The sequence below is a fragment of the Bacillus sp. z26 genome (assembly GCF_058313635.1).
In genome coordinates, this window is sequence record NZ_JBZFQM010000001.1 from 1,078,531 (window position 1) to 1,095,818 (window position 17,288).

20 protein-coding genes and 1 riboswitch are annotated in these 17,288 nt (G+C 37.3%); of the genes, 12 read left to right on the forward strand and 8 right to left on the reverse strand.

Annotation, left to right across the window (positions count from 1 at the left end):
* Window positions 1–12: 12 nt before the first annotated feature.
* On the reverse strand, window positions 13–816 hold the full coding sequence (locus AC4G3K_RS05045) for an alpha/beta hydrolase (protein WP_491132629.1): 804 nt from the start codon (window positions 814–816) through the stop codon (window positions 13–15).
* Between the two features lie 110 nt (window positions 817–926).
* Here AC4G3K_RS05045 and AC4G3K_RS05050 point away from each other — a divergent pair, with 110 nt between their 5' ends.
* Together AC4G3K_RS05050 and AC4G3K_RS05055 are read left to right on the forward strand one after the other, a co-directional pair.
* On the forward strand, window positions 927–1,457 hold the full coding sequence (locus tag AC4G3K_RS05050) for a gamma carbonic anhydrase (protein ID WP_491076180.1): 531 nt from the start codon (window positions 927–929) through the stop codon (window positions 1,455–1,457).
* A 103-nt stretch (window positions 1,458–1,560) separates the two neighbouring features.
* On the forward strand, window positions 1,561–2,415 hold the full coding sequence (locus AC4G3K_RS05055) for a C39 family peptidase (RefSeq protein WP_491132630.1): 855 nt from the start codon (window positions 1,561–1,563) through the stop codon (window positions 2,413–2,415).
* Here the strand turns inward: AC4G3K_RS05055 and asnB are convergent.
* Together asnB and metK are read right to left on the reverse strand one after the other, a co-directional pair.
* Window positions 2,412–4,307 carry an asparagine synthase (glutamine-hydrolyzing) gene (gene asnB, locus AC4G3K_RS05060; RefSeq protein ID WP_491132631.1) on the reverse strand — a complete coding sequence of 632 codons (1,896 nt, stop codon included), beginning with the start codon at window positions 4,305–4,307 and terminating at the stop codon, window positions 2,412–2,414. The two genes, AC4G3K_RS05055 and asnB, sit on opposite strands and share 4 nt — an antisense overlap.
* Window positions 4,308–4,718: 411 nt before the next feature.
* Complete coding sequence (metK, locus tag AC4G3K_RS05065) at window positions 4,719–5,918, reverse strand: methionine adenosyltransferase (RefSeq protein WP_491132632.1); 1,200 nt, start codon at window positions 5,916–5,918, stop codon at window positions 4,719–4,721.
* Window positions 5,919–6,047: 129 nt separating this feature from the next.
* A riboswitch (SAM riboswitch) is annotated at window positions 6,048–6,171 on the reverse strand.
* A 377-nt stretch (window positions 6,172–6,548) separates the two neighbouring features.
* Here metK and pckA point away from each other — a divergent pair.
* Window positions 6,549–8,138 (forward strand): phosphoenolpyruvate carboxykinase (ATP), encoded by a 1,590-nt coding sequence (pckA, locus tag AC4G3K_RS05070; protein WP_491132633.1) that lies wholly within the window; start codon window positions 6,549–6,551, stop codon window positions 8,136–8,138.
* A gap of 158 nt (window positions 8,139–8,296) precedes the next feature.
* Here the strand turns inward: pckA and AC4G3K_RS05075 are convergent, their stop codons facing one another.
* Both AC4G3K_RS05075 and AC4G3K_RS05080 read right to left on the reverse strand, forming a co-directional pair.
* Window positions 8,297–8,539, reverse strand: coding sequence for a DUF2584 domain-containing protein (locus AC4G3K_RS05075; protein ID WP_491132634.1), 243 nt, complete (start codon window positions 8,537–8,539; stop codon window positions 8,297–8,299).
* An 18-nt stretch (window positions 8,540–8,557) separates the two neighbouring features.
* Window positions 8,558–9,385, reverse strand: a complete 828-nt coding sequence (locus AC4G3K_RS05080) for an alpha/beta hydrolase family protein (protein ID WP_491132635.1) — start codon at window positions 9,383–9,385, stop codon at window positions 8,558–8,560.
* 145 nt (window positions 9,386–9,530) lie between these two features.
* Between AC4G3K_RS05080 and AC4G3K_RS05085 the strand changes: the two genes are divergently transcribed.
* Genes AC4G3K_RS05085 through AC4G3K_RS05095 form a run of 3 tightly spaced genes read left to right on the forward strand, consistent with a single transcriptional unit; the run spans window position 9,531 to window position 12,096 of the window.
* A complete protein-coding gene (locus AC4G3K_RS05085) occupies window positions 9,531–10,505 on the forward strand; it encodes an ABC transporter substrate-binding protein (RefSeq protein ID WP_491132662.1) in 975 nt (324 codons plus the stop codon).
* Window positions 10,506–10,523: 18 nt separating this feature from the next.
* A complete protein-coding gene (locus AC4G3K_RS05090) occupies window positions 10,524–11,294 on the forward strand; it encodes an ABC transporter ATP-binding protein (RefSeq protein WP_491132636.1) in 771 nt (256 codons plus the stop codon).
* The gene (locus AC4G3K_RS05095) at window positions 11,281–12,096 is read left to right on the forward strand and encodes an ABC transporter permease (protein WP_491076188.1); all 816 of its coding nucleotides are present in this window, start codon (window positions 11,281–11,283) and stop codon (window positions 12,094–12,096) included. The genes AC4G3K_RS05090 and AC4G3K_RS05095 overlap by 14 nt, the downstream gene beginning before the upstream one ends.
* On the opposite strand, the gene ytkD is transcribed toward AC4G3K_RS05095, so the two are convergent.
* Window positions 12,088–12,561 (reverse strand): RNA deprotection pyrophosphohydrolase, encoded by a 474-nt coding sequence (gene ytkD, locus AC4G3K_RS05100; protein WP_491132637.1) that lies wholly within the window; start codon window positions 12,559–12,561, stop codon window positions 12,088–12,090. The genes AC4G3K_RS05095 and ytkD overlap by 9 nt on opposite strands.
* A 245-nt stretch (window positions 12,562–12,806) precedes the next feature.
* Between ytkD and AC4G3K_RS05105 the strand changes: the two genes are divergently transcribed.
* Window positions 12,807–13,049 (forward strand): DUF6154 family protein, encoded by a 243-nt coding sequence (locus tag AC4G3K_RS05105; protein WP_491076190.1) that lies wholly within the window; start codon window positions 12,807–12,809, stop codon window positions 13,047–13,049.
* A gap of 171 nt (window positions 13,050–13,220) precedes the next feature.
* The gene (ytzI, locus tag AC4G3K_RS05110; protein ID WP_491132638.1) at window positions 13,221–13,418 is read left to right on the forward strand and encodes a YtzI protein; all 198 of its coding nucleotides are present in this window, start codon (window positions 13,221–13,223) and stop codon (window positions 13,416–13,418) included.
* A gap of 18 nt (window positions 13,419–13,436) precedes the next feature.
* Here ytzI and AC4G3K_RS05115 read toward each other — a convergent pair whose 3' ends face one another.
* Window positions 13,437–13,910 carry an S-ribosylhomocysteine lyase gene (locus AC4G3K_RS05115; RefSeq protein WP_491076192.1) on the reverse strand — a complete coding sequence of 158 codons (474 nt, stop codon included), beginning with the start codon at window positions 13,908–13,910 and terminating at the stop codon, window positions 13,437–13,439.
* Window positions 13,911–14,045: 135 nt separating this feature from the next.
* Between AC4G3K_RS05115 and yidD the strand changes: the two genes are divergently transcribed.
* The 4 genes from yidD to AC4G3K_RS05135 all read left to right on the forward strand — a co-directional run bounded on the left by yidD (window position 14,046) and on the right by AC4G3K_RS05135 (window position 15,827).
* A complete protein-coding gene (gene yidD / locus AC4G3K_RS05120; protein ID WP_491076193.1) occupies window positions 14,046–14,279 on the forward strand; it encodes a membrane protein insertion efficiency factor YidD in 234 nt (77 codons plus the stop codon).
* 116 nt (window positions 14,280–14,395) lie between these two features.
* The gene (locus tag AC4G3K_RS05125; protein ID WP_491132639.1) at window positions 14,396–15,337 is read left to right on the forward strand and encodes a metal ABC transporter solute-binding protein, Zn/Mn family; all 942 of its coding nucleotides are present in this window, start codon (window positions 14,396–14,398) and stop codon (window positions 15,335–15,337) included.
* 112 nt (window positions 15,338–15,449) lie between these two features.
* Window positions 15,450–15,611 (forward strand): DUF1540 domain-containing protein, encoded by a 162-nt coding sequence (locus AC4G3K_RS05130; protein WP_491076195.1) that lies wholly within the window; start codon window positions 15,450–15,452, stop codon window positions 15,609–15,611.
* A gap of 21 nt (window positions 15,612–15,632) precedes the next feature.
* Complete coding sequence (locus tag AC4G3K_RS05135; RefSeq protein ID WP_491132640.1) at window positions 15,633–15,827, forward strand: hypothetical protein; 195 nt, start codon at window positions 15,633–15,635, stop codon at window positions 15,825–15,827.
* A gap of 50 nt (window positions 15,828–15,877) precedes the next feature.
* On the opposite strand, the gene AC4G3K_RS05140 is transcribed toward AC4G3K_RS05135, so the two are convergent.
* Window positions 15,878–17,235, reverse strand: a protein-coding gene (locus AC4G3K_RS05140) for an IS3 family transposase (RefSeq protein ID WP_491132024.1) whose coding sequence is annotated in 2 segments (ribosomal slippage) — window positions 15,878–16,767 and window positions 16,767–17,235 — 1,359 coding nt in all. Because the reading frame shifts where the segments join, the coding sequence is not laid out codon by codon here.
* Between the last annotated feature and the right edge of the window lie 53 nt (window positions 17,236–17,288).

The window sequence follows — 17,288 nt, forward strand, 5'->3', positions numbered from 1 at the left end:
TCTCCTTAAACCTTAAACGATATACCCTATATTTCGCAAACGTGCTTCAATAAAACTCTTTGCATATAGAAATACATCTTCTCTCTCTGGCTCATTAAATATTTCATGGTATAACTTCGGCCATTCTTTATAATGCTTTTCGGATGCCGGAAAATAGTTAAACCATTCTCTTACCATAGCCTTGTCCACTATTTTGTCTTCACCTGCCTGCATGACCAGAACAGGTATATCCGGGAAATCCTCGTAAAAATCAAAGGCTTCCTTCATAGCTTTTACCAATTCACGATACCACCTGACAGATACACTTGTAACGTAAAGTGAATCATTTAAATCAAACTCAATGACCTCAGGATTTCTCGTTGCCATCTGAACCGTTAGACCTGATGGTTTTTTATATGTAGGATAAACAAGATTTAACACACGAGACATAGTTTCGAGAAATTTTGGAGGGTGAATTAATGTTCCAAAGCAAGGCGAAGACAGAATTATACCTGCTAAATTGTACTCCTTATGTTGCAGCATATTAATAATAATTAGTCCTCCCATACTATGGCCCAGCATAAATACCGGCAAACCAAATGTATAAGCTTCATTCACCCATGAATCGACCTCTTCAATATACTCATCAAATGAATTAATATGACCGCGGTTTGTACGTGAAGTCATGCCTTGCCCCGGTAGATCCCCAATAATTACGTGATATCCTTCCGCCAGCCAGCTCTCAACTAACCATTTATATCTCCCTGAATGCTCCATGGCACCGTGAACAATAACGATTACACCATAGGCTTTCCCCTCAGCTTCCCACTTTTTCATAGATGAACTCCTCCTGTATGATGTTTAGCTATATTTTATTTACACATCCTCGCTTTATATGTACACTTTGATTAACTATCTATTTTACAGTAGAAAGCGGAGGTTATGTAATGAAATTATATCAATATATAGATAAAATTCCTTCTATCGATCAATCTGCTTATTTAGCTGATCATGTAATTGTCAGCGGCGATGTCACAATTGGCGAAAATTCAAGTGTCTGGTTTAACACGGTTATCAGAGGTGATGTCGCGCCTGTTATAATAGGTAGAAATGTGAATATTCAAGATAATTCAGTTCTCCATCAGAGTCCAAACAACCCATTAATACTTGAAGATTTTGTTACAATCGGACATCAAGTGATTCTACATAGTTGTCATGTAAAGAAAAATGCTTTAATTGGGATGGGCTCCATTATCCTTGACGGAGCAGAAATTGGAGAAGGTGCCTTTATCGGTGCTGGCAGTTTAGTATCTCAGGATAAAAAAATCCCTCCCAACACACTCGCTTTTGGCCGCCCTGCTAAAGTAATTCGTGAATTAACGGATAAAGATCGTAAAGACATGGAAAGAATCAACAAAGAATATGCACAAAAAGCCCGCTACTATTCAAGTATACAACCTTTAAAACAGAATAACTAATTATCGTTTTTGAAAAGGGTATACTCTTTACTGTATACCCTTTCCCTCATTTGTTTAGCTATAAATGGTGAATCTTTATTAATCTAATATCAGGAGTAAAATAATGAATCTCTTCATTTTAATGTTCTTGTTGTTTATTCTCGTTTCAACAGTTGTTTATCTCCTACGCAGAGTTCGCCCTTTAACAATCTCGATCAGTTTTCTCATAATGATTATTTTATTGTATACAGGCTGGAAAAGCTATAACTCTAGTTTCTCATTTGCAAATCAGCTTTATAAAATGGTGATAAAACCGGTAAATTACACAGTTTCTAAAACCAAAGATCATTTGCCGGCATCTAATCCATCCATAAAAACCAAGGTGCTGCTTGATGTACCTATAGTCAAACAGTTGCCTGAGCTTCCAAGAGGCTGTGAAGTAACCAGCTTGGCCATGCTTCTTCAATACGCCGGTATGGATGCGGAAAAACTAACTCTTGCCAAGCAAATAAAAAAGAATCCTGCCAAAATGAAAAATATAAACGGACAAATTTATTACGGTGATCCCAATGATGGATTTATTGGAGATATGTATTCCACTAATAAACCCGGGCTTGGAGTGTATCATACCCCCATTAAAGAACTGGCAGAACGTTATATGCCCGGCAATATAATTGATTTTACCAATAGTGATTTCAATCAAATCAAAAAATATCTCTCAACTAAACGACCTGTGTGGGTCATCATTAATACGGCTTATCGAAAATTAGACCCATCGTACTTCCATACTTGGACAACACCAAATGGAAAAATATCTATTACATATAAAGAGCATTCGGTTGTAGTGACAGGATTTGATCAGGATTTTATCTATTTTAATGACCCATTGACCGGAATCAAAAATAAAAAAGCACCCGCCGCTGATTTTGAAGAAGCGTGGGTGCAAATGGGTAAACAAGCCATAACCTATAAAAATTAAATGAACTGCTCTCTCAGCATATCCTTTTCAGCTTCAGCCTGAAAAGGATATTTTTCTTCGACATAAACCGAGTACCATATCATGAATACTAAAACGGTCCATAACTTCCGGCTATTATCAGCCCTGCCTGTTACATGATCGTCCATTAGGTTCATAACCACTTGCTTATCAAGCAAATGATCAGTTTGGCTTTCATTAATGATTTTTATTGCCCAATCATACATTTCATTTTTTAACCAATGACGAATAGGTACTGGGAAACCTAGTTTTTTACGATTCAACACATGATCCGGAATAATTCCTTCTGCCGCTTTTCTAAGAATATATTTTGTTGTTCCATGCGCCGTTTTTAAATCCGTAGGTATACCTGACGCTACCTCAAATATTTTTTTATCAAGAAATGGGACACGAAGCTCCAGGGAATGAGCCATCGTCATTTTATCTGCTTTCAATAATATGTCTCCGCGCAGCCACGTATGAATATCAATATACTGCATTCTGCTCACATCATCATAATCGGATGTTTCTGCATAAAACGGATGTGTAATGCTCGTATAGTCCCGACCTTCTTTATAAAGCTTATAAAGTCTCTTCTTTTCTTCCTCCATAAACATCTTGGCATTTCCCAAATAACGCTCTTCCAGTGGAGTACAGCCGCGCTCGATGAAGCTCTTGCCTTTTACTCCTTCAGGCATCATGGTTGCAATTTGTTTAAGTGCTTTTTTCATAAACACAGGTATTTTATTAAACATAGCCAGGGATTGAGGCTCACGATAAATATTATAGCCCCCAAATAATTCATCTGCCCCTTCACCTGAAAGAACCACTGTTACATGCTTACGCGCTTCCCTTGCCACAAAATATAAAGGAACACATGCGGGATCTGCCAATGGATCATCCATATGCCACATAATGTTTGGCAATTCTTTCATATATTCTTCTGGCGTAATGATATAGCTGATATTTTCTACCCCTAGTTTATCAGCTGTTTCTTTCGCCACATCAATTTCACTGAATCCATTTTGTTCAAATCCAACAGAGAATGTTTTTATTCCAGGATGATATTCTTTTGCAATAGAAGCGATAATCGTAGAATCAATTCCTCCAGAGAGAAACGAACCTACTGGAACATCACTGCGCATATGCATTTTAACACTGTCATACAAAACATCCTGAATCTCTTTTATCCAGTCCTGTTCACTGCGGTGAACCGGTTTAAAATCAGCTTTCCAATATTGACGAATTTTCATTGGCTTGCCAATGCTCTTGGTAAAGCAATGTCCAGGCATCAATTTTTTTATATTCTTCGTCATAGTAGCCGGTTCTGGAGTAAACTGATAGGTAAGATAGTGTTGTAAAGACACGGGATCTAATTCAGAGTTTTCCAGTGCATGCAATATACTCTTTTTCTCTGACGCAAAATATGTTTTTTCCCCATCTTCAAAATAAAAAAATGGTTTAATACCAAATGGATCACGAGCACCAAAAACAGATTTTTCCTGTTTATCCCATATTACAAATCCAAACATTCCACGAAGCAATTCGACTGCCTTCTCTCCATATTGAACAAAAGCTGCCAAGATTACTTCAGTATCTGAGTTTGTAGAAAATTTCATACCTTCTTTTACCAGAACTTCTTTTAATTCCAGGTAGTTGTAAACTTCCCCATTAAAAATAATCCAATAGCGTTCATTTTCATACGTTAAAGGCTGATGACCACTTTCAATATCAATAATACTCAACCTTCTAAATCCAAGCTGAATATGTTCATCTATATAAAAGCCCTCATCATCCGGTCCTCTATGTGTAATTAAATCATTCATACTCTTTAATAGTTCGACATCCTGATTTTTCAGCAGTCGATCATGCATACATCCAACAAATCCACACATTACTTTTCACCTACTCATTTCACTTAAAGATAGTTCATACTTTTCAGACAATAAAATCCTATCAAAAGACAGTATGTTATAAACAGTTCTATCGGTAAAAATACTTATAGAAAATATAACCACTAAATTTCCAAAATATAACACACCCAAATTCTACCACTGTTCGACAAAAAAAAAAAGAGGCATTTTTATGCCTCTTACGGATTGTAGACAAAATGAATTCAGAATGGCTCTATAGGTGCCATATTATGAATTCATTTGTCCTATTATCTGCAGTATGCCCGCGGAAAAGAGCATAAATCGGAAAGGAGAGAATAGCAAAAACAAAAAAACTGCAGACAAGGTCCCCTAAAATAAGGATTTTGTCTACAGTCTGAAAGAGGTATTATATTACCTCTTTCATTCTACTTCTTATAAACCAGCCCCAGTACGTAAAACCGCCACTTTATCTGTTCTCTCCCATGGAAGATCCAAATCATTGCGACCAAAATGGCCATAAGCTGCTGTTTGCTTATAAATTGGACGTCTTAAATCAAGCATTTTAATGATGCCAGCAGGTCTCAGATCAAAGTTAGCACGTACTAATTCAATTAATCTTTCCTCATCAACTTTACCAGTACCGAAAGTATCTATTGAAATAGATACCGGCTTTGCCACACCGATTGCATAAGCCAATTGGACTTCGGCTTTATCAGCAAGACCCGCGGCGACAATATTTTTAGCTACATATCTGGCTGCATAAGCTGCAGATCTGTCTACCTTCGTAGCATCTTTACCAGAGAATGCTCCTCCACCATGGCGTGCATATCCACCATATGTGTCAACAATAATTTTACGTCCCGTCAGGCCAGCATCCCCTTGTGGTCCGCCAATAACAAAACGGCCTGTTGGGTTAATAAAGTATTTCGTCTCTTCATCTATAAGATGAGCAGGAACAACCGGCTTGATCACTTGTTCTTTTAGATCTTTCTTAATTTGTTCAAGTGTTGTTTCCGCGTCATGTTGAGTGGAGATAACGATTGTATCTATTCTAACTGGTTTTTTGTTTTCATCATATTCTACCGTAACTTGTGTTTTTCCATCCGGGCGCAAATATGGCAAAATATCCTGTTTACGAACTTCAGCCAGCCTTCTGGATAATTGGTGAGCAAGAGAGATTGGAAGAGGCATTAATTCTTCTGTCTCATTGCAGGCAAATCCAAACATAAGTCCCTGGTCCCCCGCTCCAATAGCTTCAATCTCTTCATCAGACATTGTACCTTCTCTTGATTCCAAAGCCTGATTTACACCCTGGGCAATATCAGCGGATTGTTCATCAATCGCGGTTAAGACAGCACAAGTTTCTGCATCAAATCCATATTTAGCTCGCGTATAACCAATCCCTTTGATGGTATCGCGAACTATTTTTGGAATATCAACATACGTAGATGTAGTGATTTCCCCAGCAACTAGAACTAAACCAGTAGTAACAGAGGTTTCACAAGCTACCCTTGCATTTGGATCCTTGGCTAAGATTTCATCCAATATAGAATCTGAGATCTGATCGCAAATTTTATCTGGATGACCTTCTGTTACAGATTCTGATGTAAACAAATGTCTTTTATTAGACATATTTTTTCCTCCTTCAACTTCCCTGTTTAATGGCTACTCATTATCATTAATTATCTCCTGATTATATAAAAAAAGACCTTTCCTCCTTTAAAAAGAGGAAAGGTCGAAGTCTCAGAAATCTGCCTTTCACTCTCATCGTTCAAGGCAATATAACCTTGCATCAAGTTAGCACCTTTGCGTGATTACAAATGAATCAAACTGCAGGTTGCCCCGGCTTCATAGAGCTCGTCTCTCCACCGAGTCTTGATAAGAGTATCCATATCAAATGTATATGATATCTTATCCAATAAATCCTGTCAATAAATAAATAGGAATATATTGTTAGGTTGACACATGGCATTTAGAATGACCGAGGAACAGAATAACTCAAAGTATAAAATTCGCATTCTAAAAATAATATTGATATAATTAATGTATGAAAATTCAAAATAACCAGATAGAGATATTCCGCTTCATTTTTAGATAAATTATCAAAGAATACGTCATTATATACTTTATTTATTATCTAAATATAATTATATAGCCCTTATCTTGAAAAATAATATAATTAGTATGGATAATTAAATTAAATGTGTTATACTAATTTTCATATAATATACTTACCAAAATTCTGGAAAAGGATGATCTCGTATGACCTATATAGGAGTTTCCAATGAATTGAAGCAATCACTTACTCATGATAATATTCATATTCAGCTTTCTGTGCCACAGTTAGTTGAAAAAGTATTAACCCGAAAAGAGGGAGTCCTTACATCTACCGGAGCTGTTAAAGCAGAAACAGGCAAATATACCGGTAGATCCCCAAAAGATAAATATATTGTTGAAGAAGCTTCCACTAAAGATAAAATAGCCTGGGGGAGCGTCAATCAGCCTATATCAGAAGCTGTTTTTTCAAAACTATATGAGAAAGTAATGGATTACCTCGAAAAAAGAGACGAATTATTCCTCTTTAATGGATTTGCCGGTGCTTCAAAAGATTACCGCCTTCCCATTCAAGTCATTAATGAATATGCCTGGCATAATTTATTTGTTCATCAGCTTTTTATTCGACCTACTGAAGAAGAGCTCAGTCATCATTCACCTGAGTTTACAATTATCTCAGCCCCTGGCTTTAAAGCAGATCCTCTAGTGGATGGTACACATTCAGAAACATTTATCATTATTTCTTTTGAGAAAAAGGTCGTTTTAATCGGAGGCACTGAATACGCTGGAGAAATGAAAAAATCCATTTTCTCTATTATGAATTACTTGCTCCCAGAGAAGAATGTATTTTCCATGCATTGTTCGGCTAATGTAGGATTCGAAGGCGATGTTGCTCTTTTCTTCGGTCTGTCCGGGACAGGAAAAACCACTTTATCAGCCGATCCAAACCGTCGTTTAATTGGTGATGATGAACATGGCTGGTCACCTGAAGGTGTATTTAATATTGAAGGCGGATGTTACGCCAAATGCATTAATCTTTCACAGGAAAAAGAACCTCAAATATTTAACGCAATCCGGTTTGGTTCTGTGCTGGAGAATGTAATTGTGGACGAACATACGAGAGTTGCAGACTATGATAATGGGATGCTGACAGAAAATACACGTGCAGCTTACCCTATAGAAGCCATGCAAAACATCGTCAAACCAAGTATTGCAGGACATCCTAATACAATCATCTTTTTAACAGCTGATGCTTTTGGTGTGTTGCCTCCAATCAGTAAATTAACAAAGGAACAGGCCATGTATCATTTCCTAAGCGGTTATACAAGTAAGTTAGCCGGCACTGAACTCGGAATTACTTCACCGCAGGCAACCTTTTCTACCTGCTTCGGATCACCGTTCCTTCCGCTGCATCCAACAAAGTATGCTGAGATGCTGGGTAAAAATATTGAGGAACATCAAGTTCAGGTATATTTGGTTAACACAGGCTGGACCGGAGGCGAATATGGAACCGGTAGCCGTATGAAGCTTTCTTATACACGATTGATGATTCAGGCTGCATTAGAGGGCGAACTGACCAATATCGAAACGGTTCAGGACAGTATATTCGGACTCGCGATTCCTTTACATGTTCCTGGGGTTCCTGATGAAGTTTTACAACCACAGAAAACTTGGAAAAATCAAGAAGCCTATTATACAAAAGCCAATGAGCTGGCTAATAAGTTCAGAGAAAATTTCAAGGAATTCAAAAATATCAGTCCTGAAATAGAATCAAAAGGCGGACCGGTTACGATTTAATAAGCAATGGTGTCTTAAAGTCATTACATATGGCTTTCAAGGCACCATTTTTTATTCACGTCTTAATACTAACGATCCGGTAATTTCTTAAAACAAAAACAAACCTTATGCCAAACAAAGTTCAGGGAAAGGTTCGTTATTGCATTCTTTATTGAATTTTAATTACTGGAATTTAGAGAAATCAATTCATATGTAACAGTTGTATACTTTTTTTCCCATTCTACTTTTCTTATCAGCGCTGTTCCTCGCGATTCTCCGTCAAGCGTTCTTCTGACCTCTATCGGAATCTCGATTGGATATAAGCGATATCCTTCTTTTTTTAGAATAAAGAGATTCTCCCCGATTCTTTTTTCACTTGCCTTTGTCACAATGAGTGTATTCAATTCCATTGGCATACCCAAGTCTCCCACTCCCCTCTTTCATGTTTTTATTTCAATAGTACCATTTGAGGCTGCTTCTTTCATCCATTTCGTCAAATCAGCTACGATCTGTCGATTCATTTTAGGAGGGAAATAATGAGTATAATCCTTAAAGTACCACGCCTCTACACTCTTTCCTTGATCCTTCAACCGCGTTCTCAATGTATTGGCGTGTTCAATTGAAACATTCTCATCTTTCTCACCATGAATAATCAGAACATCACATGTGATTTTATCAATATTATATAAGGGAGTACGATATTTATATTCATCCGGCAGCTTGTTCGGCGTACCTCCAATGACTCTTTTTAACATTCTTCTCAGATCTATTCGCTCCAGATAGGTCAAAACCATATCTGATACTCCTCCCCATGTCACAAGTGAAGCTGCATCCTGGCAGTATATAGCGGTCCACAATGCCATAATGCCTCCACGAGAAAAGCCGAAGATATGTACCCTGTTTGGATTTACTTTTTTGTGCTGCTTCAAGAGTTCGAATCCCGCAATGGCATCCCATCGATCCTCTCCGGCAAAATCTTCTTCTCCTTCTCCCCCCTGATTACCACGATAAAATGGAGCAAACACAACAAATCCCTGACTGGCAAACTGAATGATACGGCCTGGACGGACTTTTCCAACGTTTTTAATGCCTCCCCGTAAATATAAAAATCCATCTATTATTTCATTTACTTTAGGCTCAGCTAAGAGGCCCTTAACCAGCAGCCCATTCGATAAATAGGTGACCAAAAATAAGTCTATATCCGGATGCGGTGATGGATATCGACGTTTATCTATGATACTTCCCAGTGACGATTGTAGTTTCTGCATAACCCGGACTCCTCTACGATGTATTATGGGCATTCACACATATATACCCTATACATACAATACGATTAACTAAACTTTGGCATACATACTGCCTACTAAGGAGGAAATTCCCTTGAAACATTATCTTAAAACCAGCTTCTTCTGTATGATCTCTATTCTGCTTATCTTTAGCTTATCGGCTTGCAAAGATAGTGAACCAACTGAAAAAATGACAAAAGTTAAAGTATCAGAAGTCACTCGCTCCATTTTTTATGCACCTGAATATGTTGCTCTGGCAAAAGGTTTTTTTAAGGATGAAGGACTCGACGTAGACCTGCAGACCGCATGGGGCGGTGACAAAACAATGACTGCGCTTCTCTCTGGCGGCGCTGATATCGCGCTTGTCGGATCGGAAACTTCGATTTATGTTCATGGACAAAATTCAAGAGATCCTGTTATTAATTTTGCCCAGCTTACACAAACAGATGGCACCTTCCTTGTTTCAAGAGAGAAAATCGATAACTTTGACTGGAATATGCTAGAAGGCAGTACATTTCTCGGGCAGAGAAAAGGCGGTATGCCGCAAATGGTTGGAGAATATGTGCTAAAAAAACATGATATCAATCCTCAAAAAGATCTAAAATTAATTCAAAATATTGATTTTGCCAATATTGCCAATGCCTTTGCTTCAGGAACAGGCGATTATGTACAGTTATTTGAACCTCAGGCAAGTGTTTTCGAAAAAGAAGGAAAAGGACATATCGTTGCTTCCTTCGGAAAAGAATCAGGGCATGTGCCATACACCACCTTTATGGCAAAAGAAAGCTATTTGAAGGAAAATGAAGATTTAGTTAAAAGTTTTACAAAAGCAATTTATAAAGCACAAAAATGGGTTGAAGAAACAGATTCCGGTGAAGTCGCAAAAGCGATCCATCCGTATTTTGAAGATACAGATGTTGAGATTATTGAAATGGCTATTGATCGATATAAATCACAGGAATCCTTTGCCCTAAATCCAATTCTCGACGAAGAAGAATGGCTAAATCTACAGGATATCATGAAAGAAGCTGGTGAAATAGATTCATTTATTGATCACAAAACCCTCGTCAATACAAAAATTGCAGAGGAAGTTTCCAAATAAGGTAAGGAGGCAGAAGATATGCCTTTATTAACAATAGAGAATGTATCACATCTCTATTTATCTAAAACACAAGCATCTATAGCGTTAGAAAATATATCGCTAACGGTCGAGGAAGGAGATTTTATTTCTTTCCTTGGCCCAAGCGGCTGTGGCAAAACTACACTGCTGTCCATTATATCCGGTCTCTTTAATCCTAGCGAAGGAAAGGTAAAGCTATATGGAAAAGATGTCCTTACTAATCGTCAGGATATCGGATATATGCTGCAGCAGGATTATTTATTTCCATGGAAAACGATTAAAGAAAATATTCTGATTGGACTAAAATTATTAAAGCAGCTAGATCCGAAGCAAGAAGAACGAGCAATCTCCTTATTAGATGAAATCGGTCTAAAAGATGTATTAAACAAATTCCCAAGAGAACTATCAGGCGGAATGCGACAGCGGGCCGCTCTTGTAAGAACCCTGGCAACAAATCCAACCCTTCTCTTGCTCGATGAACCTTTTTCTGCTCTGGATTTGCAAACCAAACTCAAACTCGAGGATATTGTTGCAAGCACATTGAAATCCTTTAAAAAAACCGCCATTCTAGTTACACACGATATAGGAGAAGCCGTCGCCATGAGTGATCGTGTCTTCCTGCTTTCTCCTAAACCGGGAAAGATTCATATGGAGTTTGATATCCCAATAGAGTTAAGAGCGTTGTCCCCATTTGAAGCAAGAAATCATCCAGACTATTCAGATGTATTTCAGCTTATATGGAAGGAGATGGAACAGTTTGGCGGATCATAACCATAAAATAAACCTTCTCCACAAAAACTATATCCAACAATTAAAAAGCACTCAACATAAAGTTTGGCTCTATCAGGCTGTTATATTCGTTTTATTTTTTGCCTTTTGGGAAATGGCAAGCCACTTTAACTGGATAGACCCCCTCCTGTTCAGCTCTCCTTCCAGTATCGCCCAGATGCTGATTGAAAAAATACAGGATGGCAGCCTGCTCAGCCATCTCGGATTGACGTTGTTTGAGACGGTAGTCAGCTTTATATTAGGAACATTATTAGGGACACTTCTAGCAGTTGCCTTGTGGTGGTCTCCAATGCTATCCAAAGTATTGGACCCTTATTTAGTTATCTTTAATGCTATGCCAAAGGTTGCGCTTGGACCTATTATTATTGTAGCGATGGGACCGGGATTGTCATCTGTCATCACCAATGGAATCATTATCTCAGTCATTGTTACAACCATTGTCGTCTACACGAGCTTCAAGGAAATTGATTCTAATTATATAAAGGTACTGGAAACATTTAATGCTGGCCGTATGCAAATCTTTAAGGAAGCGGTCTTGCCGTATTCCTTTCCAGTCATCATATCCACATTGAAGGTAAATGTCGGTCTGGCTTGGGTTGGTGTCATTGTCGGAGAATTCCTCGTTTCTTCTCAGGGACTTGGATATTTAATTATCTATGGTTTCCAGGTGTTTAATTTCACACTTGTTTTAATGGCTTTACTCCTTATAGCTGTATTTGCAACGATTATGTATAAAATGGTCGAGTTTATCGAAGCTAAATTGATACGTGACCGTTTACTGTAAATGTAATTGATTAATTTTATCCAGGCATATCAAAATTACCTGGTCTTTCATGATGAAACTGAATCGTGCGCTCTTTTGAAAATCACACGGCAGTTCGGACAGTATAACGGGTCCATCCGTTTCCATATAATCCTCTTTCGACGTAATAGCAGTTAGCTCTGCATAAAAAACAGCCTTTATAAAAGCACCGGCTGGATCGAATACTTTATACTCACCAATTGGAGTCAGCTGATTTGCTTCTCCCCCTGTTTCTTCATGTACCTCGCGAAGGGCAGCCTGAACAGGGGTTTCATTTTTTTCTACCTTCCCTCCAGGAAATTCGATACCTCTTTTGGTATGATTAGTAAGAACCCATTTTCCTTTATACCGGCATATGACTAATACATGGCCAGCTTCATTTTCAAAATGACCTTGTTCTTCATGGAAGTGGACCTCATTACCGTTACTATCTTCAAATATTTCCATCCCGTTTCTCCGCCTTTCTTGTTTTAGTTAGCTCAATTATATCAAAAAGGTAACTCATTTATTACAGAGCTGGTCAGCTAAGCGTTTAACTCTCATCTCCTGAAATCTTGAACAATTATCAAATATTGGGCCCACACAGATTGAATTGATAATAATTTCTACTTAACAAGAGTACATTTATAAAGGTTGGGGTAAATAATTACTATATGAATCGTGATTTTCAAATTTGAAAGGAGTTCTTTTCAGTGAATTTTATTGATGAATTGTACCAATTGTATCGTGATAAATTAACTGGCGATGACGAGGATATTGATATACTAGCTTTAGCCGTATTGGAACAACTCGATCGTAAGGATGTTATGCAATTAATTAACGAACTGGAAGATCGGGAGCTATATAATCTAATGGGGATATACATAATTGATAGCCTAAAAAAACGATTTGCAAAGGAAGATATCCAATCACCCACCTCAAAATATTTACATTAATATAAACGAATACATAGACAAACCTTCTGTACAGGAGGTTTTTTTTATTTCTGAAGATTCCTATTTATAAAGCATTACTAGCTCGATCAGTAACAGACATGGACAACTACATATTGGAAGATGATTTTAACGGCAATGGTATAATGAAAATGAAAGACTGGGGGGAAGCACATGGGAATGACAGGTATATTTGTGATAGGCTCAATTATAATCGTGCTGGTAATAGGAATTACTGCACTTGTTACGAATAAAGCATACGAATACAAACACACCATTGACCCATTAGATCAAAATTCACATATAGACGGGGAAGAGATTCATCAATCTAGAACCTCCGGAGTAAATGACAATAAAGAATCCCCATATTAAATGGGGATTCTAGTTCTTTTAAGCAAATACTTGTTTCAAATCTTCCTTGCTTTGTGTTAACCAAAATTTCATTAACTTTTTTGCACCTTCGAGATCATGAAGCTTAGCTTGACCGCATTGCTTTTCATTTGCTGCTGGAATTTCTGTGATCTCAACAGCTTCTTTCATCGTTTTATCGAGTACGTCAATAATCTCCTCGACTGTTGGTTCACCACTGACCACCAAATAAAAACCTGTTTGGCATCCCATTGGAGAAATATCAATTATATCAAAGTGAGAATAACCTTCAGAATACTTCCTGATATTAAATGCTAATAGATGCTCTAAAGTATGAATAGCATCCGGCTTCATAGCCTGTTTATTAGGCTGGGAGAAACGAATATCAAATTTATTAACAACTCCATCGCTTCCAACCTTATGAACTCCACAATGACGAACATACGGGGCTTTAACAGCATTATGATCCAATTCAAAACTTTCAACAGATGGCATAATAAAACCTCCCTTTCAACTATTCCTTATTTTACCTTTTATTGCTTGATATTTCATCCCTAAAGTTTGAAGTTTGCCACATAAGGCATTATGATATGATTGTATGAAATGAATCTCCAAAAGGAAGCCTATATAATGAAAAAAATATTATTAAAAATAGTCCGCTTTTATCAAATAGCCATTTCACCCTTAAAGCCGCCCAGTTGCAGATTTTATCCAACATGTTCCCAATACGGCATAGAAGCAATTGAACGTTTCGGCCCAATGAAGGGTACCTGGCTCACCATAAAACGTATATCTAAATGCCATCCTCTTCATGCTGGCGGTTTTGATCCTGTACCTCCAAAACAAGAAAAAAAAGACTCTTGATTTACCGGAAAAAGCCGTGTATCATACTTTATAGATATGTAAATCGTAATCTTTTCGATTTATCTTTTTTTTGTTAAATAAATCGTAATGAATACGATTAATGGGAGGATACTGCTATGAAAAAAACATCATTTATATTCGCCCTCATACTTGGGGCATCTATTTTTCTTACTGGATGCAAGGGTGACAATAGCACGGCTAACACCCAAAATGAAAATCAACTCTCCATTTATACAACTGTCTATCCATTAGAATATATGACCAAACAGATTGGCGGAGACTATGTAAATGTCTCATCTATTTATCCAGCAGGTGTAGATGAGCACACGTTTGAACCAACACAACAGGATATTATTAATATCGCTGAATCTGATTTATTTTATTACATTGGATATAATCTCGAAGGATTTGCAAACAATGTAACCAAAACACTTGCTAACGAAAACGTTGAAATGATTGCCATTGGCGAAAAGGTAGAACTTGATGCTCATGAACACGAAGATGATCACGAAGATGACGGTCATGATCACGGAACAGTCGACCCACACCTTTGGATCGATCCGCTATACGCAAAGGAAATGGCAAAACACATTAAAGATTCAATGATTGAGAAAATGCCAGAACAAGAACCAGCATTCGAAAAAAATTACGAAGCATTAGTTAAAAAATTTGATGAGTTGAATACAGAATATACAAACGTATTCAGCAAGGCAAAACATAATGAATTCCTTGTTTCTCATGCAGCTTTTGGTTACTGGGAAGAACGGTACGGTACGGAACAAATAAGCGTGGCTGGTCTATCCACTTCTGAAGAACCAACTCAAAAATCACTTGAGAAACTTGTGGATACTGCCAAGGAACATGAACTTAAATATATACTAGTAGAACAAAATGTTAACAGTAAATTAACTGACATTATACAAAAAGAGGCTAAACTGACATCATTGCCTATTCATAATTTATCTATTCTAACACAGGATGATATCGATAAAGGGCGCGATTATTTTTCTATTGCGAAAGACAATCTAGACTCCCTTCAAAAAGCCTTGAACTACTAATAATATGTGATAGCCCGAAATCTTGATGATTCGGGTTTTTTTCTTCCTATATTTACTTTACATATGAGAGAGCAATTGATACATGATACAAAGTAAAGGAGGGATTTTTTCTATGCCTAATGGTGTTAAGTGCTCCGTAAACAGCTGCCATTTTTGGAAACAGGGTAATAAATGTGCAGCAGAAAAAATACAAGTAAATATGTATTCTGAGGAACGCGCTTTAAGAAGCGGCGATACTGGGTGTAAAACCTTTCGTCCATCTGATTTTTTATAAAAGAAAGGCTGTCATTCATAAATGGATATCAATCACATACTCCATGATTTTCAAAAAGATTTACAGGATACCAATGCTTTAACCTTTCCGATTTGCGTGGATTCCTTTACAAATTATTGGAGTACGGAATTCGGCTCCCTGGATGAATTACCAAAGGAAGTAGACCATCTTATAGCAAAGCGCGGATTGGAATTGGGTTTACTGGAAAATGAATGAAGAAAAGCGCCCGATAATTGATCTGACCCAAGAAAGTTAGACATATGTATTTAGGCTACTTCAAGGACCTGAGTTCGGTATTCCACCGGGCTTAGGTCTTTTAATTTTGATTTCATTCGTTTGTTATTATAATAGTAAACATATTCTGCCAGCTCTTTCTCAAAATGCTCCATACTTTCGAATTCTTGTAGATAAAGTAGCTCGGATTTTAATAAGCCAAAGAAATTTTCTATGACTGCATTATCTAAACAGTTGCCCTTACGGGACATACTCTGTGTAATCTTATGTTGTTTTAATGTTCGTTGATATTGTTTCATTTGATAGTGCCACCCTTGGTCCGAATGAAGAATGACTTCATCACCAGGTTGAAGACGAGTTATTGCTTGTTTTAACATATCGTCTACCAACTTATACACCGGTCGGCTCATCACCGAATAGGCAATAATTTCACCGTTACACAGATCTAGTACTGGCGATAAATAACGTTTCTCACCAAATAGATGAAATTCTGTCACGTCTGTTACCCATTTCTCATTCATGTTTTCTGCTTTAAAATTCCGTTGTAAAATGTTTGGTGCAATTTTTCCGACGTTTCCCTTATAAGAACGGTATTTTTTCATTCGAACTTCGCATTTAATGCCCATGGTATTCATCAATCTATTAATTGTTTTTGGATCATGATTAAAACCATATTTCTTTAATTCTTTAGTTATTCGACGATACCCATAACGCCCTTTATGTTCGTGATAAATGGAATGAATAGCAGCTTTTACGTTGGCGTATTTATCATCACGACTCAAATGCTTTTCCCAGTAATAATAAGTGCTGCGTGGAATATCGGCGACTTTGATTAACTCCACCACTTCATAGATTTCCTTTAGTTCATAAATTACTTGCGCTTTGATTTGGTTGGTAATTTTTCTTGCATTTGAACTAAAGTGTTTAACTTTTTTAAATACGCATTCTCCATTTCCAGTTGCTTTATACGTGCTTCAAGTTCTTCTACAGATCCTTCTGCCGGTACAGGCTTCATTGTTTTTTTCGTGTTCTTTTTCATGGATGTTTGCCCCTTTTTCTTAGAAACAAGGGCATCATAACCGCCAATTTCAAACTTCTTCTTCCAATTTCGAATCATGCCCGGAGATGAAATGTTAAATATCGCAGCTGTGTCAGTTGAAGATGTACCTGTTTCGTTCATATAATTTAGTACACTTATTTTATACTCAGCAGAATAGTTTGTATAGGGTTTTAAGAATGCCTCTTTACCGTTCGCTTGATAAAGGCGAACCCAGACACTCATAACCCGTGTTGTAACACCAATATCTTTCGCAATTTCATTCATGCTTTCATATCCATTTACATAACGTTGAACCGCTTGGATTCTTTGTTCAACAGTTGATTTTGCCATAAAAAAACCCCCATAAAAATTAGATTAGTGTCTAACTTTTACGGGGCAGTTCA